This window comes from Roseofilum sp. KMC-1, from assembly GCF_057802075.1.
The window spans coordinates 3,712,049-3,737,462 of record NZ_CM173605.1 but is presented as its reverse complement, the minus strand read 5'-3'; the positions used below and the strand labels follow the sequence as shown (position 1 = coordinate 3,737,462).

Annotated in this window: 19 protein-coding genes; 9 read left to right on the top strand and 10 right to left on the bottom strand. The window is 46.2% G+C overall.

Annotation, left to right across the window (positions count from 1 at the left end):
* Positions 1-153: 153 nt before the first annotated feature.
* The 3 genes from treS (at position 154) to AC3FZD_RS17120 (ending at position 4,626) form a co-directional block, all read left to right on the top strand.
* Complete coding sequence (gene treS, locus AC3FZD_RS17130) at positions 154-3,648, top strand: maltose alpha-D-glucosyltransferase (protein ID WP_488740372.1); 3,495 nt, start codon at positions 154-156, stop codon at positions 3,646-3,648.
* A gap of 154 nt (positions 3,649-3,802) precedes the next feature.
* Positions 3,803-4,240, top strand: a complete 438-nt coding sequence (locus AC3FZD_RS17125; RefSeq protein WP_488737187.1) for a transposase — start codon at positions 3,803-3,805, stop codon at positions 4,238-4,240.
* A gap of 86 nt (positions 4,241-4,326) precedes the next feature.
* Positions 4,327-4,626 carry a hypothetical protein gene (locus AC3FZD_RS17120; protein ID WP_488737186.1) on the top strand — a complete coding sequence of 100 codons (300 nt, stop codon included), beginning with the start codon at positions 4,327-4,329 and terminating at the stop codon, positions 4,624-4,626.
* 238 nt (positions 4,627-4,864) lie between these two features.
* Here AC3FZD_RS17120 and AC3FZD_RS17115 read toward each other — a convergent pair whose 3' ends face one another.
* A complete protein-coding gene (locus tag AC3FZD_RS17115; RefSeq protein ID WP_488737185.1) occupies positions 4,865-6,259 on the bottom strand; it encodes a protein kinase domain-containing protein in 1,395 nt (464 codons plus the stop codon).
* Between the two features lie 289 nt (positions 6,260-6,548).
* Between AC3FZD_RS17115 and treZ the strand changes: the two genes are divergently transcribed.
* Positions 6,549-8,372, top strand: coding sequence for a malto-oligosyltrehalose trehalohydrolase (treZ, locus tag AC3FZD_RS17110; protein WP_488737184.1), 1,824 nt, complete (start codon positions 6,549-6,551; stop codon positions 8,370-8,372).
* 87 nt (positions 8,373-8,459) lie between these two features.
* The gene (gene treY, locus AC3FZD_RS17105; protein WP_488737183.1) at positions 8,460-11,306 is read left to right on the top strand and encodes a malto-oligosyltrehalose synthase; all 2,847 of its coding nucleotides are present in this window, start codon (positions 8,460-8,462) and stop codon (positions 11,304-11,306) included.
* Between the two features lie 31 nt (positions 11,307-11,337).
* Here the strand turns inward: treY and AC3FZD_RS17100 are convergent, their stop codons facing one another.
* Positions 11,338-11,631 carry a hypothetical protein gene (locus AC3FZD_RS17100; RefSeq protein ID WP_488737182.1) on the bottom strand — a complete coding sequence of 98 codons (294 nt, stop codon included), beginning with the start codon at positions 11,629-11,631 and terminating at the stop codon, positions 11,338-11,340.
* Between the two features lie 358 nt (positions 11,632-11,989).
* Here AC3FZD_RS17100 and AC3FZD_RS17095 point away from each other — a divergent pair, with 358 nt between their 5' ends.
* Positions 11,990-12,685: a GUN4 N-terminal ARM-like repeat domain-containing protein gene (locus AC3FZD_RS17095; protein ID WP_488737181.1), complete on the top strand. Its 696-nt coding sequence runs from the start codon at positions 11,990-11,992 to the stop codon at positions 12,683-12,685.
* Between the two features lie 67 nt (positions 12,686-12,752).
* Here AC3FZD_RS17095 and AC3FZD_RS17090 read toward each other — a convergent pair whose 3' ends face one another.
* The 3 genes from AC3FZD_RS17090 to AC3FZD_RS17080 all read right to left on the bottom strand — a co-directional run bounded on the left by AC3FZD_RS17090 (position 12,753) and on the right by AC3FZD_RS17080 (position 16,014).
* Entirely contained in the window at positions 12,753-13,937 is a 1,185-nt protein-coding gene (locus AC3FZD_RS17090) for a quaternary amine ABC transporter ATP-binding protein (protein WP_488737180.1), read from the bottom strand.
* A gap of 168 nt (positions 13,938-14,105) precedes the next feature.
* A complete protein-coding gene (panD, locus tag AC3FZD_RS17085) occupies positions 14,106-14,456 on the bottom strand; it encodes an aspartate 1-decarboxylase (protein WP_488737179.1) in 351 nt (116 codons plus the stop codon).
* A gap of 82 nt (positions 14,457-14,538) precedes the next feature.
* Complete coding sequence (locus AC3FZD_RS17080) at positions 14,539-16,014, bottom strand: CoA-acylating methylmalonate-semialdehyde dehydrogenase (protein WP_488740371.1); 1,476 nt, start codon at positions 16,012-16,014, stop codon at positions 14,539-14,541.
* 385 nt (positions 16,015-16,399) lie between these two features.
* On the opposite strand from AC3FZD_RS17080, the gene AC3FZD_RS17075 reads away from it, so the two are divergent.
* The 3 genes from AC3FZD_RS17075 (at position 16,400) to AC3FZD_RS17065 (ending at position 17,878) form a co-directional block, all read left to right on the top strand.
* Positions 16,400-17,110 (top strand): DUF4114 domain-containing protein, encoded by a 711-nt coding sequence (locus AC3FZD_RS17075; protein WP_488737178.1) that lies wholly within the window; start codon positions 16,400-16,402, stop codon positions 17,108-17,110.
* Positions 17,111-17,217: 107 nt separating this feature from the next.
* Positions 17,218-17,760 carry a hypothetical protein gene (locus tag AC3FZD_RS17070; RefSeq protein WP_488737177.1) on the top strand — a complete coding sequence of 181 codons (543 nt, stop codon included), beginning with the start codon at positions 17,218-17,220 and terminating at the stop codon, positions 17,758-17,760.
* Positions 17,750-17,878, top strand: a complete 129-nt coding sequence (locus tag AC3FZD_RS17065; protein ID WP_488737176.1) for a hypothetical protein — start codon at positions 17,750-17,752, stop codon at positions 17,876-17,878. The genes AC3FZD_RS17070 and AC3FZD_RS17065 overlap by 11 nt, the downstream gene beginning before the upstream one ends.
* On the opposite strand, the gene crtB is transcribed toward AC3FZD_RS17065, so the two are convergent.
* The 5 genes from crtB to AC3FZD_RS17040 form a co-directional block, all read right to left on the bottom strand.
* On the bottom strand, positions 17,875-18,798 hold the full coding sequence (gene crtB, locus AC3FZD_RS17060) for a 15-cis-phytoene synthase CrtB (protein ID WP_488737175.1): 924 nt from the start codon (positions 18,796-18,798) through the stop codon (positions 17,875-17,877). The two genes, AC3FZD_RS17065 and crtB, sit on opposite strands and share 4 nt — an antisense overlap.
* A 30-nt stretch (positions 18,799-18,828) precedes the next feature.
* The gene (gene pds / locus AC3FZD_RS17055) at positions 18,829-20,253 is read right to left on the bottom strand and encodes a 15-cis-phytoene desaturase (RefSeq protein WP_488737174.1); all 1,425 of its coding nucleotides are present in this window, start codon (positions 20,251-20,253) and stop codon (positions 18,829-18,831) included.
* Positions 20,254-20,517: 264 nt separating this feature from the next.
* Positions 20,518-23,448: a PA14 domain-containing protein gene (locus AC3FZD_RS17050; RefSeq protein ID WP_488737173.1), complete on the bottom strand. Its 2,931-nt coding sequence runs from the start codon at positions 23,446-23,448 to the stop codon at positions 20,518-20,520.
* Between the two features lie 36 nt (positions 23,449-23,484).
* Positions 23,485-24,375 carry an alpha/beta fold hydrolase gene (locus AC3FZD_RS17045; RefSeq protein WP_488737172.1) on the bottom strand — a complete coding sequence of 297 codons (891 nt, stop codon included), beginning with the start codon at positions 24,373-24,375 and terminating at the stop codon, positions 23,485-23,487.
* 81 nt (positions 24,376-24,456) lie between these two features.
* Positions 24,457-25,368: an ATP adenylyltransferase family protein gene (locus AC3FZD_RS17040; RefSeq protein ID WP_488737171.1), complete on the bottom strand. Its 912-nt coding sequence runs from the start codon at positions 25,366-25,368 to the stop codon at positions 24,457-24,459.
* Positions 25,369-25,414 lie beyond the last annotated feature (46 nt).

Below are 25,414 nucleotides of genomic sequence, written 5' to 3'. Positions count from 1 at the left end.
CGATCCTCTCCATAGAATAAGGCAAAAAGTGCCCTACGATCGCTGGGACAAACTTGTTGCTTTTTTATTCATCTGCTCATTTTCCCAGGCTACCCCTATTTTTTTGCTTCAGGTATTAAAATGAAAAGTCAAGAACATTGGACAATAGAAGAAATGCGCCACTCCATGCTCAAAGACGATCCCCTTTGGTTTAAAGATGCCATTATTTATGAAGTCCCTGTCCGCGCCTTTGCCGATAGTAATGGAGACGGTATTGGTGATTTTTGTGGGCTGAAGGACAAGCTCGATTATATCCAAGAATTAGGGGTCACGGCTCTGTGGATACTCCCCTTTTTCCCTTCTCCCCTCAGAGATGATGGCTATGATATTGCTGATTACAATAGCGTCAATCCCATTTATGGAAATCTAGAGGACTTCAAAGAGTTCTTACGGGAGAGCCATAAACGAGGAATTCGGGTGATTATCGAATTAATTGTGAATCATACCTCTGACCAGCATCCCTGGTTTCAGCGAGCCAGAAGAGCCAGTCCAGGGTCACCAGAGCGAGAGTTTTATGTATGGAATGATAACCCGAATAAGTATCAAGGCGCTCGGATTATTTTCCAAGATTTTGAACATTCTAACTGGTCTTGGGATTCTGTGGCGAATGCCTATTATTGGCATCGGTTTTATTCCCATCAACCGGACTTGAATTATGAAAATCCGGCGGTGCAACAAGCGATTTTAGAAGTGGTAGATTTTTGGTTAGAGATGGGAGTGGATGGTCTGCGCTTAGATGCGGTTCCCTATCTGTATGAGGAGGAGGGAACCAATTGCGAAAATTTGCCCCAAACCCATACCTTTTTGCAAGCTCTGCGAAGCCATATGGATGCTAAGTTTCCTAACCGGATGTTATTAGCGGAAGCGAACCAATGGCCAGAGGATGCAGCGGCCTATTTTGGCCAAGGGGATGAATGCCACATGAATTTCCATTTTCCCCTGATGCCGCGTCTGTTTATGGCGTTGAAGATGGAGGATAGTTTCCCGATTATCGATATTTTGCAACAAACGCCCCAGATTCCGAATAATTGCCAATGGGCGCTGTTTTTGCGAAATCATGATGAACTGACGTTAGAAATGGTTTCCGATGAAGACCGGGATTATATGTATCGGGTTTATGCCCAAGACCCGCAAGCGCGGATTAATTTGGGGATTCGTCGCCGTTTGAGTCCTTTGATGGATAACGATCGCCGCCGGATAGAATTGCTCAATAGTCTACTCTTTTCTCTACCGGGAACTCCCGTCCTCTATTATGGGGATGAAATCGGTATGGGGGATAATATCTATTTAGGCGATCGCAACGGAGTCCGTACCCCTATGCAATGGAGCGCAGACCGCAATGCCGGATTTAGCCGCACCAACCCCCAACGGCTCTATGCTCCCCCCATTCTCGACCCCGAATATCACTATGAAGCCATCAACGTCGAAGCTCAACGCAGCAATACCAATGCCCTCTGGTGGTCGATGAAACGGCTGATTGCCACCCGCAAACGGTTCCAAGCCTTCGGTCGCGGCAGCTTTGAATTCCTCTATCCCGACAACCGCAAAGTATTAGCGTTTACCCGCACCTATGCGGGAGAACATATCCTGATTCTGGCCAACCTCTCCCGGTTCGTGCAAACTGTAGAGCTAGACCTGACTCCCTTCCAAGGGATGAAACCCGTAGAAATCTTTGGCCGTACCGAATTTCCAACCATTCAGGATGTGCCCTATTTTCTCAGCCTCAGTCCCTACGCCTTCTACTGGTTCACCCTACAGGTAGAAGAGAACATCATCCCCACTCCCGTCCCCGTTACCCAACTGCCGACTCTAGAAGTGCCCACCGGCCCCTGGCCGAGCGCCTTCTATCAAAACGATCCCAAAACCCGCTTTGAACTGCATCTGCCCCATTATCTGATTACCCGCTCCTGGTTTACCGGTAAATCCCGCACCATTCAATCTACCCAAATCATTGATGTAATTCCCATTCCTTATCAAAACCGGGAAGTTCAGATTCTGCTGATTCAGGTGAACTATACCGAAGGTGCAGCCGAAACCTATGCCTTTTCTATTGGCTATGAAGCCATAAGCGATGATGAAAACCCTATCTATGGGGAGCAGATCGTTGCCAAAATTAACATGCAGGAATTTGGCGAAACCGGTATTTTGTATGAAGCCACTGCCGATCCAGGCTTCCTCCAATTTATGTTAGAGGCGATCGCCAACGGTTGGGAATATCAAGGCATTGAAGGTAAAATGGTTCCCGATCTGTTCAAAACTCCAGAACAATTAGAGCAAGGGATTCAATCCTTCGATCCCCATATGTTGCGAGGCGAACACAAACATACTTCTATCATCTATAGCAATGCCCAAACCGAAGCCGATCAGCATCATCTGGTTCTGAAACTCTTCCGACAAATTGAAGAAGGAGTTAATGCCGATCTGGAAATTGGGGAATTTCTCACCCGCAGAATTAGCTCAGAGCTAGAACCAAATCCCAAAACTTTCTCCCTGCGATCGGGACAAATTACCCCCTTTTATGGTTCTCTAGAATATCGTCGCCCCGGTAAATCCTCCATGACCATCGGGGTACTGCGGGACTTCATCCCCGACATCCGAGACGGTTGGTCATACACCCTAGATAATCTCAGGGGTTATTTCGAGCAAGTCATGGCTACTCCCACGGCGATCGCCGATCTACCCTTACCCACCCTCAAAGACTTCACCCTAGATGTAACCTCCAAAGCTGGTGACTTAGACAGCAACGATCCCATTGCTGACATGCCTGAAATCGTTTATTCCCTAATCGGTTCTTATCTCGGCTCGGCCGAACGTCTGGGTCAATATATGGCTGAATTTCATCTCGCCTTAGCCTCCGATCGCGAAAATCCCCACTTTGCCCCAGAACCCTTTTCTTCCTTCTATCAACGGTCAATTTACCAATACATGCGGAATCTGAGCGGCAAAACCTTCTTGTTCTTGCAAAAGCGCCTCAACCGACTCCCGGAAGACTTGCAACCGGTTGCCATGGCCTTAATTAATCGCAAAGAACAGGTCTTAGAACGCTTTGGCTCTGTCCTTGACTTAAAAATTACCGCCCTGAGAACCCGTTGCCATGGGGATTACCACTTAGAACAAGTTCTCTATACCGGTAAAGATTTTGTTATTACTAACTTTGAAGGAGAAACCAACCGCCCCTTAAGCGAACGACGCATGAAGCGATCGCCCCTGCGGGATGTGGCTGGAATGCTCCAATCTTTCCACTATGCCGCCAGCGTCGCCCTGCAACAAGAAGTTGATAATGGCATGATTGACCCCGAAAACTTGTCTGAAATGGAACAATGGTCAGATTTTTGGTGCAGTTGGGTAAACCTCGTCTTTGTCAAAGCCTATCTGCAAACCGCCAGTCAAGGTAACTTCCTCCCCCATGCTCCCAGAGAAATGCAAGTCTTACTCGACGCTTACATCCTGGAAAAATCGGTCTACGCCATTTCCTACGAACTCACCCATCGTCCCACTTGGGTGAAAATTCCCCTCTCTAGAACCTTGAAACTCTTGCAAGTTTCCGATATGTCCTATCTGATTCCTCTCCTACAGTCCCGTTCCGAGGAAACCCCCACGGAAGAATAGTCAATTTGTTCGGGGGGGCGGGTTCACTTATTGATGGGTTGGTGTCCTAGATATGGCTAAAACCCGCCCCCACAATAATGTTTAGATGCAGGCAATTTGTAGCAATTTGTAGGGTGGGCAATGCCCACCTGACCTGCAAATATCGAATTCTTAAATGTCTGGATCTTGTTATCATATTACGGTGCGCTGTAATAACCGGGAATTTCGCTTAACCCGGTTAGAATGCCGTCAAGTCTTTCTCTATATCCTCAAAAAAGCCATCCTCAAATATCACTTTAGGCTTTATAGTTTATGCATTATGTCCAATCATATCCACTATTTGATTGAGCCACAAAATCCTGGGGATATTCCCAAAATTATGCATTACCTCAATTGGTATTCTGCCATGTGTTTTAATCGGATGTTGAAGCGCTGCGGTCATTTTTGGGAGAAACGCTACCATAAGACGCAATTTCTTACCTCTGATAGCCGACGCGCTCTGAATACGATTCGGTATATTCATGCTAATCCCAAAGCGGCGAATATGCAACCGGGATTTTTCTATGATTTTAGTAATATCAAATCTATTTATTTACACTACAGATCTCTGTAGGGGCGGGTTATACCCAAATCTTGTAGACTGACGACTATTTTTGTAAACCCGCCCTCCCCCACCATGTCTCTACTTTGGGAGAAGATTTGGAAGAGTGCAGCCGTAAATATCGCCAGTTTTGTCATCAGTATCAGCCGAAGGAAAAACAAACTAAACCTTTTTACTGGGGCAATAAACTTTTACCGAAGTTGACGCGCAAAAACAAGTCTAATTCCAGCAAAAAACAGAAGAAGAAACAGCCGAGTCAGCGAGAGCAAGAGGCGAGGGAGGAATATGAAAAGTGGCGACAAAATAATCCGGAGGTGGTGGCAGTGGCGGAAAAGTTTATGTTAGCCAATTGTTATAACCGTGCCCATGTCGCCAACTTTTTAGACAATTATTACTGATGAATGGGGCGGGTAATAGGATTCGTGTGTCTAAATTCAGAAAATAGGTCTAATTTCTGTATTCTAGATTACTTTTTATCGATCGTTTAGAGGCAACCAGCCGTTCATTGTTCATTGCTTCGGCTCCTCGCCACATTGAACATTGATTCATGGCAGGTAATGAAATCCGCAAACGTAGGAATACCGTAGCGATGAGATTGATAAGAAATAATTATGAATGCTCGGAAACGCTTATGTGCTAGAGTCTAGAGAAGAGAAAAGAAGTACATCCCAGCCCGGGGCAAACACTCAAACCCCACCTAACAACCCACCGCCCCCCACAACCCCCCGGCAAGTGACCTTGTGGTGCATTTGTAGTAAAAGTGTAATCGCTGTAGTTTAACCATGAACCGTTTTTACGCCAGCCGACCGTATCGCCCAATTTCTCATAAGTATCATAATCATATTCTCCCAGCTTTCCTCCCCAGTCAAGCCAAATCTGCTTTTGCACGCTAAAGCCAAATTTACCCTGACTATATTTCACCCATAATCTGTCAATGGTTCTCAAGTCAGTACGCGGAAAACTTTGCAAATCTTCCTCACGAAACCACTCCTCTTTTTCCCGTTTCACCGCTTCCAGCATTCTGCGGGTGGTTTCCTGATTCGCATCCTTCCATCTCTGCTCCTGCAACAGTCTCTGCAAGCGAGTATAATCCACCCCTCGCTCTGACTTTAAATCATCCCCCGGTTGAGGCGCAGGAGCAGGGGGTGGCGTAGCCGTCGGCTTCCCGTGCTGCCGACTCTCCCACCATCCCTGAATTTCCTGCGCTCTCTCTGTCGGCTCCATCGATAGTGCAGCCCGGATTAACCCTAACCACGGCTCCCCGATTCCTGTCGGCTGCCAATCTTTCTCAACCAATAACCTCTGAAGGGCTGAAGGCGGTAGCTTACCCGTCACCATTTCATGCAAAATCATCCCCATTTCAAAAATATCACTGAAACTCCCGATGGCTCCTGCGCCCATCACCTCTGGAGCTGTATAGGCTTCCGTAAACATGCGGGTGGTGCTGCGACTGCCCGCCCTTGTCGCTAAAGCTTGTTTCGCTGCCCCAAAATCAACTATTTTGACCTTCCCCTCTGGGTCTATCATCAGATTATCCGGCTTGAGATCCAAATGATAAATCCCTTGCCTATGGGCAGCCCCTAATCCCGCTACCCCTTGCGCCATCATATTTTCTATCTCTTGCGCTGACAGAGATTTCTTCTCTTCCAGATATTTCTTCAGGGTTTTCCCCGCAACCAACTCCATCACTAGATAGGCAGTCTCTCTTTCTTCAAACCAATCTTCTACTCTGACAACCTGGGGATGGTTGATTTTTGCCAGCAGTTTCCCTTCCTTGAGAAATCTTGCTTTTCCTTTTTTAAAGTCTTCTACCTGGGGGCGAGGTATGGTGATACTGCCCCTAGCATCTCGGAAGGCTTTCTCTTGGGGGAAGTATTCTTTGATAGCGACCAATTTCTCTAGCTGGCTGTGACTCCCTCGATAGGTAATCCCAAATCCTCCTTGTCCTAGGGCGTAGTCAATTTGATATCTCCCTCCCTGCAATCTCGTGCCGGGTAGTAGGCAATTTCGCAGCAGAGTAGGCAGATGCACTCTGCACTGAGGGCAGATTTCTGTAGATAGGGGGATGCCGTCGGTATGGCAAGAAAGACAGCGCATGGCTAGGAGGCGATATTTCTTTTAGGATTATAGCGTTTCCTCCGGCTCGGTGGAAAAATCCAACACCTGCACAATCCTAAAATAGCTTTTCATTTGGGGTGCAAAAGAAACCGGGTTTCTCAGGATTTTCCTGGTGGGATGCCAGATTGGGCAAGAAACCCGGTTTCTACCTCGGCCAATCCTGTATTAATATCTTAATGATGCAGTCAAGGGCCATAAACCAATGAAAATCGGATCTCAATACTTGGGAAATAACCAGTGTGCATTTCGAGTTTGGGCCCCTCAACGCCAAGAAGTTGCTCTACACCTGGTCTACCCCCAAGACCGACTCATACCTCTCTCAGCAGATGAACAGGGATATTGGTCAGCAACTGTCGATGATGTGCAACCTGGAAGTCTCTACTTCTATCAACTCGACAACACCCTAGACCGTCCTGACCCCGCGTCCTCTCTACAACCGAACGGGGTTCATGATGCATCCCAAGTGGTCGATCATCAGGCTTTTGTCTGGCAAGATGGGGATTGGAAAGGTCTGCCCTTAGACCAATATGTGATTTACGAGCTGCATGTGGGCACATTTACCCCAGAAGGAACCTTTGCAGCCATTATTGACCGACTCCCTGATTTACTTGATTTAGGCATTAATGCCATTGAAATCATGCCCGTTGCTTCCTTTCCCGGCACTCGCAACTGGGGCTATGATGGGGTCTATCTCTATGGGGTGCAAGCGTCCTATGGGGGGCCGGATGGTCTGAAAACTTTGGTCAATGCTTGCCATAAAGCCGGAATTGCTGTCATTCTTGATGTGGTTTATAACCATTTTGGCCCGGAGGGTAACTATCTTTGGAGTTATGGCCCCTATTTTACGGGTAAATATCGCACCCCTTGGGGGGATGCGGTTAATTATGATGATGCCCATAGCGACCCTGTACGCAATTTCTTTATCGAAAATGCCCTCTATTGGCTAGAGGAGTATCATATTGATGCCCTGCGTTTAGATGCGGTTCATGCCATTTATGATTTTAGCGCCCAGCCTTTTCTGCAACAGTTAGGCGCAGCAGTAGCAGAACTGGATCGACGGTTGGGATATACCCATTATTTGATTGCTGAAAGTGATTTAAATGATGTGCGCGTTCTTCAGTCTAGGGAGACGGGAGGATGGGGTCATCATAGTCAATGGTGTGATGATTTTCACCATGCTCTGCATAGTTTGTTAACGGGGGAAACTGCGGGATATTATCAGGATTTTGGTCAGGTGAGCCACTTGGCGAAGGCTTATCGGGAGGGTTATGTGTATTCTGGCGAGTATTCGGTTCATCGTCAGCGCTGTCATGGAAATTCCTCTGAAGCTTTCTCTGGGGAGTGTTTTGTGGTCTGTATCCAAAATCATGACCAAGTGGGAAATCGATTAGCGGGCGATCGCCTCTCTACCTTAGTCGGCTTCGATCGGTTAAAATTAGCGGCAGCAGCCGTTTTGCTTTCTCCCTTTGTTCCCATGCTCTTTATGGGCGAAGAATATGGAGAAACCGCTCCCTTCCAGTATTTTGTCAGCCATGGCGACCCCAATTTAGTTGAAGGGGTGCGTCAGGGAAGAGCTGAAGAATTTAAGTCCTTTGGTTGGCAAAAAGAAGTGCCTGACCCGCAAAGTGTGGCCGTATTTGAGGAATCTACTTTAAACTGGGAATTAGGGAAACAAGGAAATCATCACGTTTTGCGATCGCTCTACAAAACCCTCATACAACTCCGCAAAACCCACCCCGCTTTAGCATCCCTGAAAAAAGAGCATACCCAAATCATTCAACCCCCGGATACTTCCGTAATTATCCTCCATCGTCAGGTTAGCGCTTCCCCTCTCTATGCTTGTCTAAACTTCAACCTCGATCCGGTTACTTTTACCCCCTCCATTCCCCCTGGAATTTGGACAAATATTCTTGATTCTGCCGACCCACAATGGAGCGTTTCCGGACAAACTCACCCTCAACAACTCAACCCAGGTACACCCATCACCCTATCGGGTTGGGGATTTGTCTTATATAGTCAATCCTAGCCTTCAACTCTATCAAGGCTGTACCTAATGTTAGGATTGACGCTATAATCAATCCTAACAGTTTTTCCAATTTACTTTTACGACTCTATGAAAATTCCCACCGCAACTTATCGACTCCAATTTACTCCCCAATTTACCTTTGAAATGGCCCAGTCCATTCTTTCCTACTTATCAGAATTAAGGATCTCCGATATTTATGCTTCCCCCATCTTAAAAGCGCAAAGGGGTAGCACCCATGGTTATGATGTTGTCGATCCCAATCAAATCAATCCCGAACTCGGTGGTGAAGAAGAATTTGAAAAACTCATTGAAAGCGTCCAAAAATATCAACTCGGTTGGATACAAGATATTGTCCCCAACCATATGGCCTTTAGTAGCCAAAATCCCCTATTAGTGGATGTGTTAGAAAATGGCCCTAACTCCCAGTACAAAGACTACTTTGATATTGATTGGGAACATCCCTACGAAGGCATTCGCCACCGAGTTCTAGCCCCATTTTTAGGTAAATTCTATGGTGATTGCTTAGAAAGTGGAGAGCTTAAACTTCAGTACAATCAAAATGGATTTACGATTAATTATTGGGATTGGAGATTTCCTATTCAAATTGAATCTTATGGTAAAATACTAGATTATAATTCCGAAGATCTACGAAATAAACTGGGGAGAACAAATCCAGATTTTGTTAAATTTTTAGGTGTCTTATATGCCATTAATGCCATTCAATATATTACCCCTGGTTCCGGCCATCGAGAGCGGTACGAACAGATCAGCTTTATTAAAAGTATGATTTGGGAATTGTGGAATGATAATCTGGAAATCAAAGCCTTTATCGAAAAAAATATTGAAGTTTTTAATGGAGAGGTTGGTAAACCCGAAAGTTTTGATCTTTTGGATGACTTACTCGACGATCAATTTTTCAGACTCGCTTTTTGGAAGGTGGGCAATGAAGAACTGAATTACCGGCGCTTTTTTACCGTCAATGATTTGATTTGCGTGCGGGTGGAAGATCGAGATATTTTCGATGAAAGTCATAAGCTTATCCTAAAGTTAATCGAAGAAAACAAAATTACTGGATTAAGAATCGATCATATTGATGGTTTATACGATCCAAAACAATATCTTATTCGGCTCCGGAATCAAGCAGAAAATGCCTATATTGTCGTTGAGAAGATTCTGGAACCCCATGAAAAATTAAGAGTAAATTGGCCCATTGAGGGCACGACCGGTTATGATTTTCTCAATTACGTTAATGGCATATTTTGCTACCAAGAATCTGAAGGAGAATTTGAGCGGTGCTATAGCCAATTTATTGGCGATGTTTTGAAGTGCGATAAGTTAGTTGACGAAAATAAGCGCAAGATTCTAGAGAAACATCTAGCTGGAGATGTTGATAACCTGGCCCATTTGCTCAAACGGATTGCTGACCAGTATCGCTATTCCAGTGATTTTACCATCTATGGCTTGAAAGCGGCTTTGGTGGAAGTGATGGCGGCCTTCTCGGTTTATCGAACCTATATTAGTGGTGAAGTCAGTGGGGAGGAAGTTAATTATGAAGTGAGCAAACTCGACCAAGAATGTATTGCCCAAGTGATTGCCAAAACTCAAGAAAATATTCCCAGCTTTTTGAATGAGCTAATTAATGAAATTAGTTTTATTCAAAAATTCTTGTTGCTGCAATTTGATGAACATTTGACCTCAGAGGATAAGAAGCAGTGGCTGCATTTTGTCATGCGTCAGCAACAGTTTACGGGGCCGCTCATGGCCAAGTCGGTAGAAGATACGGTTTTATATATCTATAATCGCTTGGTGTCCTTGAATGAGGTTGGTTCTGCACCCGGTCACTTTGGCTTTTCTCTAGAAGATTTTCATGGATTTAATCAAGAGCGGTGTTCAGATTGGCCCCATGCGATGAATGGTACTTCAACCCATGATACGAAACGGGGGGAAGATATGCGAGCTAGAATTAATGTGCTGTCGGAAATTCCGGAGGAATGGAATGAGTATCTACAAGCCTGGAAAAAGATGAATGGGGGTTATAAGGATATGGTACGGGAGGTAGAAGTCCCGACTGCAAATGATGAATACTTTCTCTATCAGACTCTCTTGGGGATTTATCCTTTTGATGACCAAGATAAGGGGGAGTTTGTGCAACGGATTAAGGATTATTTGATTAAGGCCATTCGGGAAGCGAAGGTGAATACGGCTTGGTTGCGTCCGGATACGGCCTATGAGGAAGGATTTCTGAAGTTTGTGGATAGTTTACTTAAGGAGACGAAGCAAAATAAGTTTTTGCCCTCTTTCCGTAAATTCCAGCAAAAAATTCAACATTATGGTGTTTTTAATTCTCTCTCCCAAACCTTACTAAAAATTACGGTTCCGGGTGTGCCTGATTTTTATCAGGGAACGGAGTTGTGGGATTTAACATTGGTCGATCCGGATAATCGGCGGCCGGTAGACTTTAAGAAGCGATTAAAGTTACTTAATGAGATCAAGGCGCAATGGAAAAAGAATAAGTCGGCTTTATTTGCCGATTTGCTCAAGCACCCGGAAGATGGAAAAATTAAGCTGTTTACGATTGTTCAGGCTCTGAAAGCTCGTCAAGAATATCAAGATTTGTTTCAACGGGGAGATTACCAGAAATTGCCGGTGAATGGGAGTCTCAAATATCATATTGTCACGTTTATGAGGACTTGGAACGAGCAAAGCGCGATTGTGATTGCACCTCGGTTTTTAACGAAGTTAATTAAGGAAGAGGAGTATCCTCTGGGTGAACAAGTTTGGCATGAAACCCGGATTTCTTTACCGACGGGGCCTTCTGCGGTGTGGAAAGATGCCCTGACTGGACAAGAGATCCAAGGAGAAAATACTCTGTGGATACGAGATATTCTGAATGTGTTTCCAGTGGCTTTACTCATTAAAGAAACTTCAAATTAATTAGGAAAGTTGGGACATTAGGCCATTTGGCCTAATGACTATGCCAGATTTGTTCTCGATAAAAGGCAAAGGCATCAAACATAGCCCCGACTAGGCTACAGGTTACCCCAAGAACGAGTAATCCTTCTAGGGGTTCTCCATTACCAAAAATGGCTAAGAAATGCCAAATGAGACTTTCTCCGGTTTGGGAGAGGGTGGTTAATCCGGGAATTTGAGTCCCTAAATCTAGGCCGAGCATTACCCCTCCAATAACCATCCAAGGGGCAACAAAACTTAAGATAACGGCTAAACAGAGAGAACGGATAAAAATCAGTAAAAGGTTCATATGAGTTAAGTCCAGCAAACCTCATGTTAAGGAGGACAACTGGGTGTCATCCGTTTCTAAGATAGGCTGAATTTTCCCATTTCGACCAAGAGTACAAAAAACTTAAATTTTGCTTTTTAAATCTTTTTGAAGATATATAGATTTAAAAATCTTTACAAATAGTTTTACTGACAAATTGTTACTCAAAGACATGGGGGGCGTTTAGGATTTGCATCGAGTCCGGAACAGGGTACGGAATTTGTAGTGGAAATTCCGGTGAGGTAAGGGGTTATCCCTGCGTCTGGCCATCTCCCCATCCCACGCCCCGTGGTACAATGATTCCGATTAAGGGATTAACAAGGATATAACTACTGTTTCTGTGCCTGAACTTACCGATCTCGAACAACTGTCTACTGCGCTCTCGTCGCCGAATGGGAAAACCCAACTGAAAACCATTGAGACTCTCAGCACTTTAGGGAGTTCGGGGGAACAGGTGCTGATGGATTTTTTAGAAAAGGGCGATCGCCGTCATCCCACTTGGGTACAAGGAACGGCATTCCTCAAGCTCAAAAAGTCTGAGTCTGCTGCTGTGCAAGAGTTTCTCAGTCGTGAGTTTCCCCAAGGGATAGTTCCCTTAAACACCGATCGCGATGTTGATTACAGTCCTCTACAAACGCTGTTAATCGAGCAGAAGTTTTTAGAGGGCGATCGCCTCACCCTATTAAAAATGTGTGAACTCGCTGGAGAAAGTGCCATGACTCGTAAGTGGCTGTATTTCTCTGAAGTCAACCAATTTCCCCGCACGGATTTACGCACCCTTAATACCCTGTGGCTCGTGTATTCCGAGGGTAAATTTGGCTTCTCCGTACAACGGGAGATCTGGTTATCCTTGGGCAAAGACTGGGATAAACTTTGGCCCAAAATTCAGTGGCGCACGGGTAAAACTTGGACAAGGTATCCCGGTGAATTTATCTGGGATTTGACCGCTCCCAAGGGCCATTTACCCTTAACCAACCAACTGCGAGGGGTTCGGGTGATGGATTCCCTGCTCTCCCATCCTGCTTGGACAGAGTGATATCCTATGTTGTGCTTTTCTGGCCAGAGGGAGATCGCAATGGTCTTTGACCAGGGTTTAGCTCTAATTATTGAGCCATACTCAAACTCATTAGCACCTCCTTCGCAGTCAGGATGCCATGGAATTGACCCTCAGCATTGGTAACGGCGATCGCCATTTCAGAATCCGAGAGCGAAAAAGCAGCCTCTAAACAATGGGAATCTTCAAGTCTCGGAAAATCATTAACCATCAGATCGGCTAAATTTTGATTGCCATTATTGAGGGCATATTCTAGATGGTGTTTTTGCAACAACCCTACAGGAACTCGATCTTCATTCACCACATAGAGTTGATTTACGCCTTGTTGTTTCATCTGTTCTAGAACAATCTCAATGGTATGTTGATGTCCATTCAATGGGCTAGTTTTCCGCGCCACTGTGCCAATTTTCAATACTTGAGCGCGATTGACATCTTGGGTAAAGTCCCTCACATAATCATCAATAGGGTGTAAAACCAAATCTTCAGGTGTTCCCACTTGCACCACTGCTCCATCTTTCATGATCGCCACGCGATCGCCAATTTTCAGCGCCTCTTGAATATCATGACTAATAAATACGATTGTTTTCTGTAATTCTGCCTGCAAGCGAATCAACTCATCTTGCATTTCTCGGCGAATCAAGGGATCGAGAGCGCTAAAAGCTTCATCCATTAATAAAATTTCCGCATCCGTCGCTAACGCTCGCGCTAACCCCACCCGTTGTTGCATTCCCCCACTCAAAGATGAGGGAAAATAATTGCGCCAGTCAGCTAATCCCACCCGCTCTAAAATCTCTATAGCTTTCTCGCGCCGTTTCTTAAGATCCATCCCTTGCACCTTCAACCCATAAGCCACATTTTCAACTACTGTCTTATGGGGAAACAAGCCAAACTTCTGAAACACCATGGCAATTTTAGTGCGGCGAATTTCCTGAATTCGCTTTTCACTGGTATGCACTACTTCCTCGCCATCAATATAGATATTGCCACTGGTGGGTTCAATCAAGCGATTAATGCAACGAACCAGGGTTGATTTCCCCGATCCTGATAATCCCATGATCACAAACAATTCCCCACGATGAATGTTCAGGGAAACATCGGCGATCGCCAGCACATTACCCATCTCCTTCAAGATCATCTCACGGGTTGCTCCCTCTCGAAACCTTTGCAGGGCTTTTGAGGGGTGCTTTCCGTAGATTTTGATTAAATTGTCCAGGCAAATTTTGGTTTCACTCATGATGATTCCAGGCATAATATCAACAGCAGTTCATGGAGAATCAAGCGCTGCTGTATACACTATAAACGACAACCCTGTTGTTCTCGGCTGAATGACTCTTGATGTGAATTCAACTTTAACTCTTTTTATAAGACCCTATGATAGTCATCAGTCCTCATGGTGTAAAATTTAGTTGAGGGGATTGTTATTGTCATCGACTAAAATTACTTTAGGATGGTGTAATAATGCCTCTTCCTCTGTCATTTGAGCATAAGCAATAATAATGACTTCATCACCTACTGAGTTCATCCGAGCGGCTGGGCCGTTCAGACAAATTGTCCGACTCCCCCACGCACCAGGAATGGCGTAAGTTTCTAGACGAGAACCATTGTTAAGATTGACAACTTGCACTTTTTCATAGGCCAGAATATGCGCTTTTTTGAGGAGTTCTTCATCAACGGTAATAGAACCCTCGTAGTAGAGTTCGGCTTCTGTGACTTTGACTCGGTGAAGTTTGCTTTTAAACATGGTAATCAACATGAGGTTATGACTCCCTAGGATTCAGAATGAGATAATACAGCACTTGGTGCTGTTATGAGGGACATCAATGGCTGTTACTGCATTAAAATTGCCGCGACCAGGTTTTGGGCCAGCGTTCAATCACAACTTTGGTTTGAGTAAAAAACTCTATGGCATGACGACCTTGACCGTGTAAATCGCCAAAAAAGCTTTCTTTCCAACCACTGAAGGGGAAAAAGGCCATGGGAGCAGCTACACCGATGTTAATGCCGATATTTCCGGCTTGGACTTCATAGCGGAATTTACGGGCGGCTGCACCACTGCTGGTAAATAAACAGGCCATGTTACCCCAGGGGCTTTGGTTGATGAGGGCGATCGCCTCCTCTAAGCTGTCCACATGCATTAAACCAAGAACCGGGCCGAAAATCTCTGTGGTGGCGATCGCACTCTCTGGCTCTACAGCATCTAAAATCGTTGGCTTCACAAAGTAACCATTTTCGTAACCGGGAATTCTCGGATTTCTGCCATCTACCAGCAGTTGAGCGCCTTCCTGAGTACCGCGATCGATGATTCCGTGAATTCTCTGTTGACTACTGTGGGTAATCACTGGCCCCATCTGAATGCCCTCATCCAGACCAAACCCCACCTTGCGCTTCGTGGCAGTAGTGGCGATTGCCTCCCGAAAATCATCTCGCACCGAACCAACCGTCAGGGCGATTGAAGCCGCCAAACAGCGCTGTCCCGCACAGCCAAACGCACTATCAGCCACAATTCTCGTCGTCATCTCCAAATCCGCATCCGGCAGCACAATAATCGGATTTTTCGCTCCCCCCTGACACTGCACCCGCTTCCCCTGCTCTGCTGCTCGACGATAGATATATCGAGCCACCGGACTCGAACCCACAAAACTAATCGCCCGAATCAGGGGATGATCTAAAATTGCGTCTACCGTCTCCTTCGCTCCATGCACCAAATTCACTACCCCTTTGGGTAATCCCGTTTCCTCTAACAGATGAAACACCTTTTCCATCGTTAGGGGCACTTTCTCCGAAGGCTTGACAATATAAGTATTGCCACAAGCCAGAGCATAGGGCATAAACCAAAAGGGAATCATCGCCGGAAAATTAAACGGCGCAATCACTGCCGCAACTCCCACCGGTTGGCGGATCATGATTTCATCAATCCCTTGGGCAATATCTTCCAGGTTATACCCCTGGATCAGAGTCGGAATGCCACAAGCGACTTCCACATTCTCAATCGCTCGCTGTAACTCCCCTTCGGACTCCTTCAAGGTTTTACCGCACTCAATCGTAATCGTCTGAGCGAGACTCTCAACGTCTCGCTCTAGCAACCCTTTGAGCTTAAACAAATACTGAATTCTTTCTTGCGGGGGAACCCTGCGCCAATCCTGTTGCGCTGCACTCGCTGCTGTGGCTGCAAGATCGACCTCAGTTGCTGGAGAAACCGGAACCTGCCCTAATAATTCTGTCGTCGCTGGGTTCATCACTGGCATCGATTCCGTTGCTCCAGAAACCCGCCACTCTCCATTGATATAGTTGTGCAGAGTCCCAGTCCCCATACTCATCCCTCCCCTTCTTACGGTTTAGCTTCCCATTCTTCGACTCAATTATAGAATTTTACGCAAAAGCTCTAGAAAAATTATAATTTGACTCCTGATAAACCGTTACATTTCTTCAATGTATGTGAAAATAAGGAGCTATTTTCGGAATCTAGGGGGTCAACTTCACACAATCTTTAAATTTGTGCCCTCTAATTTAAAGTTTCCGTGAATTCTACGAAAAACCCTAGGCGATCTTTCGGGGGATTGTCTACGATGGGAATTGTCAACGAGGAAAGGAAATTGCGATCGCTCTCCGAGGCGATTCTGTAAAATCCCCTTCCGTATTGAACGCTTCTACGATCTTTTACTCAAACTACTGTTATTTAATTTCAGGAGAATTCTAATGAATTATCTAAATTTATCCCCCCAACGCCTATTCTCTGCTACTACATTAACCGCAATCACCCTAGGTTTATCTGGGTTAACTGGTGGTAGTGCCCAAGCACAAGTAAATTTTGGCTCGACTTGGGATGTTCCTGGTAAACCTGAATATCAAGTTTGTGTAGACTTAGGTGCAGCCAGTTGCGACCTTCAGGATCTTCTAGATGCAACTGTTGGCCCTGGCCTTATTGATGTTGTGGCCGATCAAACTGGCAAAGAATGGTTTACTCCTCTCGACGATGAGATCACTAGCTCTTTGATGTTTGAAGTTGCTGGTTTCTCCAATAAAAATGCCTTCGGGATCTACAACGGAAAAGGCGACATGATGCAACTGTTCGGTGGTCCAAGTAGCGCTCCAGATTCAAAAACTGTTAGCTTGGGTGCAGACTTTAGTGATGGGTTTGGCTTCTACTTGACGAACAGTAAAGGTACATTCTACTCCCAAAGTGCTAAAAACCCAGGGGGCGATCAACAAGCCGTAGTGTATAAGGGTATTAAGGATAATGAATTCATCATTGCCTTTGAAGACCTGGCGTTAGACAACTCAGATGCCGATTACAATGATTTCGTCGTGACGGTTGGAGCCGTTGATGTTCCCGAACCTTCTATGCTGTTGGGATTGGGTGTTTTAGGTGCGAGTTTCTGGTCAACTCGTCGTCGCTCTCGCTCTTAATTCTTAGAGTTTTCCCAGACATAAATAGACAGAAATAGACATAATGTAGGGGCGAGCGGCCGTTCGCCCCTACAGCTTTTTTAATACAGATATGGAAGATGCCAATCATGAAAAACGTAGGTTTCTTTTTGGGGGTTAGCTGTACCCTATTAACCTTGCTCTTGACCCTAGACAGTAAGCCAAGTGTAGCCCAGACTTGTAACTATTTCGCAGGTAGAGTAGTTGGGGGACAAAGTATTAATATCGATCTGTGTTCCATTTCTCCAGCAAGTCCTCAAAGTGTGGACTTTGTATATTTCTTGGGCAATGAGAAAGTCGTTAGTCAAGCCAATTGTGTGCAAGGCTCTTGGATCTCATTTCCAGAGAGACAAATTAACCGTCCTCAGTCAGAAGCAACCCAGAGAATGCTAGAGATTGTTTGCCGTTATCGCAGCCAGGAAACCAATATTCCTAGAGGTCGTCAAGCGGTAGTTTTTGATCCTCCCTCAAATGTGAGAATTGTTCCCAATGGAGAAATTTTGTGTTCAGTAAACAGCCGTAGGAGAATCAATACTTATGGCTCTGATGATGGTTCCTGGTATTATACGGATGCTTGTGGAACGATGGGAGTCATTCACCATAGCCAAATTGCTACGCCAGATGAGCGTTAAAGATGAGGTCAAATATCCCTCTTTTGTCATTCTGGTAAAAAAGGGCTTGATGCCATTGCGATCGCTGCCCTGCGATCGCCTCCCCTTGACATCCAAGACTGTACCGACTGAAGTTTAGAAAATTTGCGATCGCATATACGCCACCGGTAAACTCACCAATTTCTTCGGTAAAGGCACATAAGCACGCTGATTAAATACATTATAATCATTGCGTTCAATCGCCCCTAAAATCTGTTGATAGAGCATCAATGCCGACCAAACCGGCCATCGAGCATCCCGAATTAAATAGCGTACTCCCCCCTCCGCTTGTTTATAAAACTTCCGCGCTCGTTGAATTTGGAAGCGCATAAACTCACGCCAACGGTCATCAATCACCCCATTGAGTAAATCCTCTTCCGTATAGTCAAATAGGGCTAACTCTTCCAAAGGCAAATAAATTCTGCCGCGCCCAATATCTTCCCCCACATCCCGGAGAATATTGGTTAACTGATTAGCAATACCCAGAGCTACAGCCTCTTCGATGGGCACATAGGGCTGATTATGCCAAGGCGCAACGGAACCCGACTCATCCACCCCCATTACGCAAGTAGACATTAACCCCACGGTTCCCGCAACTCGGTAACAGTATAAATACAAATCATCAAAGGTTTGATACCGATTTTGGCATAAATCCATCCGTTGCCCGGCAATCATATCGCGGAAGGGCTGAATGTCTAGGGAAAACCGTTCCAGGGTATCGACGAGGGCTACTTCCTCATCAGTCAGAGCATGGCCCTTAAACACTTCTTCTAGGCGCTCTTCCCAATCATCAAGGGTGGCTGGGGTGGTAATTTGACTTTCCTTGCCATCGACTAATTCATCGGTATGGCGACACCAAGCATAAATGGCCCAGATGGCGCTGCGCTTGGCTTCTGGCATCAACAGAGTTCCTAAATAGAAGGTTTTGGCATAGGTTGCCGTAATTTGACGACAGAGTTCATAGGATTCTTCTAGGGAGACAAGCGGTCTCATGCGAGCAGGCTTCGGTAATTGCAGCATGGGTTACAGAGAGATTCGGCGGTGGGGGACTTAGAGTGCGGACTCAGATTTAGCCGGGGACTTTATTGGAGTTTCTCCTAATTCCTGACTTCTGACAATAGCTTGGGCGGTTAATTTACCCGATAAGACCGCTCCTTCCATGCTGGCTAGGTAGCGCTGCATGGTGTAATCTCCGGTGAGATAGAAGTTGGGAATAGGAGTTTCTTGGGAGGGGCGGTAATTTTGCCGTCCGGGGGTGGCTTTGTAGACGGAGCGGGGAGTTTTGACGACATGGGATTTGAGTAGTTTGGTCGGGTTGTCGCCAGTAAAGTGCTGGGGAAAGAGGTTTTTGAGTTCGGCTAAGGTGGCTGCGATGATTTCTTCATCGGATTTGGAAATCCAGTCTTTAGCCGGTGCAAGCACCAATTCCAGCATGGAGCGGTCGGGGTTAGCGTAAGCTTTGCAGGTGTTGCTCATGTCCGCATAAACGCTCAGGAGGGGAGAGCGGGAGAAGAGGAGATGGTCGATGTCGGTGAGTTTGCGGTCAAACCACAGATGGAGGTTGATCACGGGAACCCCTTCTAAGCCTTGCAGTTGCTGGAAGTAGGGCATCCCTTGCCAGGGTTGGGGCAGGATGGTTTTCAGGGGGTCTACGGGCATGGCGGAGACGTAGATATCGGCGGTGAGGACTTCATCGGGTTGGCCATCAAGTCCTCGGAGTAAGAAACCGCCTACGCTGTAGTCGTCTTTGAGGAGGAATTGTTTGACGGGGGCGTTAAGTCGCACTTGGCCGCCGCGATCGCCGATATAATCGACTAAAGGCTGGCAGAGTCGTTCTGTCGGAGAACCATCGAGGAAGGCCATTTTCGAGCCGTTTTTCTCCTGGAGAAATCGATTCAGAGCAGTGAGGATAATGGTGGCGGAAATTTCATCGGGGTTAATGAAGTTCAAGGCTTTAGACATGGCGATGAAAACTTCAGTTTCGATGCGAGGGGGGACGTTTTGTTTTTTGAGCCACTCGCTAAAGGAATATCGATCCATTTCTTCAACGTAGCTCTGTCCCTTGAGGATGGCTGGAATTAGGCCGATGCCAAATTGGATTTTTTCTGCCCAGGTGAGCATGTCGTTATTGCGGAGAATGGCAATTAGACCGTTGATGGGGGCAGGCAAGTCCGGAAAGTCAAACCGGGAGTAGGTTCCGGGCTTTTCGGGCTGGTTGAAGATCATCGTATGCTGTTTCCATTGCAGCCGGTCTTCGATATCCAATTCTTTGAATAATTGCAGCATGTTGGGATAGGCCCCAAAAAAAATGTGCAATCCGGTTTCGTACCAGTCTCCGTCTTCGTCTTTCCAGGCTGCCACTTTTCCCCCTAGGACATCCCGACGCTCTAGGATAATGGGGGTGTGACCCGCATCGGTGAGGTATTTGGCGCAGGAGAGTCCTGCTAATCCAGCTCCAGCGATCGCAACTCGCATTTAGTTTCTTTTTCGCTCTGTAACATTTCTTATTATTCTACACCAGTCTGCCCAGAGTGCTTACTTTTTTGATCGAAGATCGCAAAGAATATTGAAGGATAACGATAAGGGAGCAAAGGGAGTCGGCTAAAAGTGCTAACTCTCAACCCCTCCCTTCCTCCAGGTTTCGTTTAACCCCAGGTTCACTTTTTAGGTCAGTGACCGCCTAAACCCTACTATGGTAGAAGACCGGAAAGATTGCTGCCTTGGGCTATGGTGATTTGACTAAGGATATAAAACTTCTGGGGGAATGACTTCAGGATCGAGAGTGGTGCTGCTCCAAATCACTCGGATTGTTGGATTTCCGTCTTGGTTAATCCATTCAATTTTGATCCGGTACTTTTCTCCTTTCTCTAGACGAATTTTAGGGACAGGATTTTCTAAATCTTGAGAATCAAATGCTAATCGATCGTCAATCCATATTTTACCCGCATCTTGGTTTTTTTTCAAATACAGATAAAATTGATGATTTTCGCTAAACTTGGCTTGCACTTCTCCTTCCCACACCATTTTAAAATTATCGGGTGCAACCCCAGAGATCGGGGAAGGGTTATAGGGTTCGATATCAATTTTGGGAAAAGTAAACTCGCCCAGAGCTGATTTACCCTGAATATCTTGATAGAGAGTTCCTGTTAATCCGGTTCCAGAGAATCCTATGGTTTCGACGGGTTGATCTAGCTTCAATTGACCGGTTGCTTGTTGAATTTTGTCCCATCCCAAGCTTTCATAAACCGGTAGCCCTCCTGGTTGTGAGCCAACCCAAAACCGACGACCATCGGCAAATTCTGTTAAGGCAAATCCTTGAAAATCTTGATGATTGGAAGCCTGATAAACAGAATCCGGATAATTATCTAAGGTGCGCTGGTCTAACAGGGGGCCAATAAATAAGCCATCTTGGGTATAAACGGCGGCTGGTGTATAGTCTTGATCGACAACAATGATTGTATTATCTGGGCCAGAGCGGACATGCATGGGATAATAGAGTTTGCCGCTATCTTTTTCTCGATGATCGAAGACTTTACGAGAAATTAAGCCTAAAAGTTCTTGGTTTTCATTCCATTTGATCAGGCGATTGACACGATTTTGGCTCGTGGGCCAACGTCCTCCTAAGCTTTCATGAATGGTGAGATGGGATTGACTGACGAGATAGATATTGCCGTCTTGGTCTCGCTCTAGCTCTCTGGCCCAGTAGGCATTATTCACGGATTCAGGAATGGGGGGGCCGGGTTCGATGTTTTGTAGGTTGTAAAAGGGGATTTTTGGGTCAGTTCCGAGCCATTCGGCTACCGGGACTTTATACCAAGCAAATTGGGGATCGGAGCTGCCAAAGTTTTGGGTGGGTAAATAATAGTTAAATTGGTCATCCCAAGCACCCTCACCGGCGAAATTCCAGCGAAATTCCTGGGGATAGAAGAGGAATTCTTCGGGTTCCATGAGGCCATTTTGATTGCGATCGCCCCAAGCAAAGCTCCTCGGTGCTTGACCTAAGTCCTGAAACCCTTGGGCCCGCACTGCTTCCACCCATGGAGCGGGAAAACCGTCTTCTCCAGACCCCCTCCACAGGTCACTATTGGGGTCGTGAATGACGGTTGTGGTTAAGGAAACGGGCCATAATTTCCCTTGCTGGCGATCGACTCTTAAAATAGCCGGTCTTTTTGTGGCAAATAAATATAACTCATCTTGCCAATAAACGGGTTGCCAACGGGAACCAATCGCCCGATTTTCCACAAAGAGTTTATCCCCCGGTTCTGCAAAAGAATAAACCTCTAACACTTCCCAGGTTCCTTGGTTTACATTTAGCCGGAGTTTGACCACTTCTGGAGCATGACCGGTTAACCAAATAATGCTGGGGTCTTTGGGGTCAACTGTGGGCACTAAATAATAGCTTAATCCTCCAAACCAGGCATTTAAAACCGAGCCATCCGCGCTGCGAATATGGGAGGTTTGCCGAGGATATATTCCCGGTTCTGTCGTATAAAATCCACCATTTTGATCTGCTGTTACATCCGCCAGATCCCCGAATAATTCCTGTTGATATACCCCAAAGGGTCGCCGCTCTGAGCCATACTCTTGCACCTTGCGAAACTCCTGGTCATAGCGCCAAACCTGAGACCCTTGGCTGGTTTCATTCAGATAGAGATCCCCGCTAGTATGATCGAGGTCGAGGGCGACAACTCCCTGTAACCCGGTAATTCGGGTTTCCTGAATGCCTTGGACGGGATCGATAAAAATTACTTGACCTTGAGTATGAACCAGGACAGCTCCTTGGCGATCGCCGCTTACTGCTGTAATGGCATTTACCCCCTCCAACCCCTTAACCGTCGATAAAACCATGCTCGGATTCTCCGGATCGAGCCATCGGATTTCCCCTAAATCGGGCAAAACTACGACTAAATTATCACCTTCAATATCAACATCACTAACCTGAATTCCGCCCTCTGTAATTTGCCAGTCTCCTGCTGGTTTTCCCCTATCTGCCGTCACTACCCTGATCCAATGGGTTTCCGTATTTCCTCCCCCCTCATCCTTAAGCAAATACACCTTACCCCCTGCGGCCGCCAACCGTTTCAGACGGCCGCCCTGATAATACTGCTCTTTCGTCCAAATTTGCTCTTTACCATCCGGGGAATGCTTCACCACCATTGGCGGCACTTCGGTCACCCTTGCGCCAAAGTAAACCCCAGAATCATCTACCGCCACGGTTCCCACTCCCGTATGTTCTCCTGGCCATAAATGATACGATTCTGAGGGCGGATTGACTCCAATATGGGTCACATAGCGGGAGGTAAACCCCGGATGGGTGACCCGTTTCCAAGTATACTCGCCGGCCGGAGCAGGATTTCCTTCTCCATCTAAGCCATCCCAAGTCACCTGATGAGTTCCTGCTTCATAGGGTTCACCCCTCAGCACTTCCCGCACTAAAAAACCTTCGGTATTAAAAATACCTAAAGAAACCCGTCTTTTTTCCGTGAGGGTAAATTCTAGGGTGCGTCCAGAGAGGATATTAGCCGCTTGAGTGACGGAGGATTGAGTTGTTTGTGAGGTTTGACACCCAGAAATAAAGGTTCCTGTGGTTAAGGCTAAAATGAGTAAGGGAAGATATAGGGCTTTGCGCTGCGAACTATTATGATAGCAGGGAAAAAATAAGGGAGGCATGGCTAGTTTTTTGCTAATTTATAACGATCATTGCTGTTAAGACCGCAGTTGTTTCCAGAGTTGACGAATTAAACCAATGGTTAATCCGGGCATTTCTAATTGGGGGGTGAGTCCTACATTGTCTAGGGTCATAAACCGTTTAATATATTCAGGATTAAGACTTGCGAGACGTTGACCGATTTCTGGGCCGGTAAATTGGGATTTTTTCCCCCAAAGGATGGCGGTAGGGGTGGTTAAACGGGGTATATATTGGGCTAAATCAAAGCATAAATCGCCCCGAACGAAGGAGAGGGCGGCATATTCGGCGTTTTGTTGTGTGGCTGATTCGAGATAGGCTTCAATGATTTCTGAGTAGATGCGACTGCTTTGGGCAAATTGGCGAGCTTGCAGAAAGGAGGCAATTCCGGCTTCGGTGGCGATCGCACTGCTATAAATGAGTTTATCCACAAGGGGAAATTTAATCAATTGGGCAAATAAACTGCCGCTATAATCTTCACCAAAATCCGATAATCCGGCGGGAGTAGTTAAAATTAAAGACTGGAATAATTGGGGATGGTCGATGGCTACTCGAATTACTAAGGCTGCGGTTAAAGAAGAGGCAATTACGGTGCAGGGTTGGTCGCTGGTGAGTTCTAAGAATTCCCGAATTGTGGTGAGATAATCTTCAATGGTATAGTTGCGCTCTGGATGGTCGGAACGACCCCAGCCGATTAAGTCGGGAGCGAGGGTATAATATTCGGCTGCAAATGCGGGATAAACTTGAGACCACTCATAGGCGGATGATCCTCCCCCAAAGCCATGTAAAAAGACTAATTTGGGTTGTAGTTTTACCTGAGAACCCCAAAGGGACTCACTGGGGTGGTAGTAGACCATACGGCCTAAGCTGGTCACCACGGAGTTTTGTTCAAAACCGGGAGGGATAATCATGTATGCTTTGTTGTGTTATCGGTGATTACGCTCCCATTTTAATCAATTTTAGGCGATCGCCATTCTTGTTGGTTTTTTCATTCACAATCCAGATACTTGCTGTAATAGATTCATTAATCCTAGGGTTTTAAGTTCTGATAATTGTTGAGTGTCTCGAACTAATAAGGCTCCAGCAAAGCCTAGGGAATTAACAGCAATGGAGTGCCAAGATTCCTGGGAGCGGGGAATAATCATCATCCATCGACGGGTGATGAGTAAATTATAGGCTCCGGTTTGTTGAGTTCCTGGGTTGTCTTGTTTTAAGCGTCCGACATGACGCAGGAGCTGATGGTAGTGGTTGAGGCTCACCTGGGCGGCGTTTTCTGGGCTGTTTACGATCTGAGGGTCAAAAAAGGTAATGGCATGGAGAAAGGGCAGTTTATGGCTCTGATAGGGGCTGCTCTGGGGTGATTTGGGGTCGAATACTGTCTCGATGGGGATGGCAATGCTTTGGGGAATGAGGGGGAGGGGAACCAGTTGGAGATGTTTGTGGGGTTGACTGGCTCCGGCAAGGGTTCCACCATTGTAAAATCCGAGTCCGTCAATTTCCGCGAGGGTAAACCACAAGGCTTGAAAGTCAGCAAGGGTGAGCCAATTTTCTTGGGGTTCAAAGTCACGGGTGACGATGAGGAGATGGCGATCGACGACGTTATATTTGTTGAGCAGACAGTGGTGGGTGGGGGAGATGTCGCTGACGAAGAGGTGGCGATCGCAGGGTAGAAAGGGATTAACCGGTTGGCTCGATTCTGAAGCTGCTTGTTGTTTGCGTTTTTGGGCTTCTTTACGGGCTAGGTTGGTAATCATTCTAACGAGAAAAGGGATACCCTGGTCTTCGATGATTTCGTAGTCGGTAGGAATGGGATGTAGGGCCCCGCAATTTAAGGCATACTGGGTTTGTTCGCTAATGCGATCGCTTAATGTGCCAGGGGTGAATAGAGGGAAATTCGCTTGCATCCGGAGTTGAGGGCCCTTAGTGTTTTCCTGGGCCTATGATAAGGCT

What these genes read in the sequence shown, in the direction of transcription:
- treS (WP_488740372.1), top strand. Translation starts at nt 154, where the DNA reads ATGCGCCACTCCATGCTCAAAGACGATCCCCTTTGGTTTAAAGATGCC.
- AC3FZD_RS17125 (WP_488737187.1), top strand. Translation starts at nt 3,803, where the DNA reads ATGTCTGGATCTTGTTATCATATTACGGTGCGCTGTAATAACCGGGAA.
- treZ (WP_488737184.1), top strand. Translation starts at nt 6,549, where the DNA reads ATGAAAATCGGATCTCAATACTTGGGAAATAACCAGTGTGCATTTCGA.
- treY (WP_488737183.1), top strand. Translation starts at nt 8,460, where the DNA reads ATGAAAATTCCCACCGCAACTTATCGACTCCAATTTACTCCCCAATTT.
- AC3FZD_RS17100 (WP_488737182.1), bottom strand. Translation starts at nt 11,631, where the DNA reads ATGAACCTTTTACTGATTTTTATCCGTTCTCTCTGTTTAGCCGTTATC.
- AC3FZD_RS17090 (WP_488737180.1), bottom strand. Translation starts at nt 13,937, where the DNA reads ATGAGTGAAACCAAAATTTGCCTGGACAATTTAATCAAAATCTACGGA.
- panD (WP_488737179.1), bottom strand. Translation starts at nt 14,456, where the DNA reads ATGTTGATTACCATGTTTAAAAGCAAACTTCACCGAGTCAAAGTCACA.
- AC3FZD_RS17080 (WP_488740371.1), bottom strand. Translation starts at nt 16,014, where the DNA reads ATGGGGACTGGGACTCTGCACAACTATATCAATGGAGAGTGGCGGGTT.
- AC3FZD_RS17075 (WP_488737178.1), top strand. Translation starts at nt 16,400, where the DNA reads ATGAATTATCTAAATTTATCCCCCCAACGCCTATTCTCTGCTACTACA.
- AC3FZD_RS17070 (WP_488737177.1), top strand. Translation starts at nt 17,218, where the DNA reads ATGAAAAACGTAGGTTTCTTTTTGGGGGTTAGCTGTACCCTATTAACC.
- AC3FZD_RS17065 (WP_488737176.1), top strand. Translation starts at nt 17,750, where the DNA reads ATGAGCGTTAAAGATGAGGTCAAATATCCCTCTTTTGTCATTCTGGTA.
- crtB (WP_488737175.1), bottom strand. Translation starts at nt 18,798, where the DNA reads ATGCTGCAATTACCGAAGCCTGCTCGCATGAGACCGCTTGTCTCCCTA.
- pds (WP_488737174.1), bottom strand. Translation starts at nt 20,253, where the DNA reads ATGCGAGTTGCGATCGCTGGAGCTGGATTAGCAGGACTCTCCTGCGCC.
- AC3FZD_RS17050 (WP_488737173.1), bottom strand. Translation starts at nt 23,448, where the DNA reads ATGCCTCCCTTATTTTTTCCCTGCTATCATAATAGTTCGCAGCGCAAA.
- AC3FZD_RS17045 (WP_488737172.1), bottom strand. Translation starts at nt 24,375, where the DNA reads ATGATTATCCCTCCCGGTTTTGAACAAAACTCCGTGGTGACCAGCTTA.
- AC3FZD_RS17040 (WP_488737171.1), bottom strand. Translation starts at nt 25,368, where the DNA reads ATGCAAGCGAATTTCCCTCTATTCACCCCTGGCACATTAAGCGATCGC.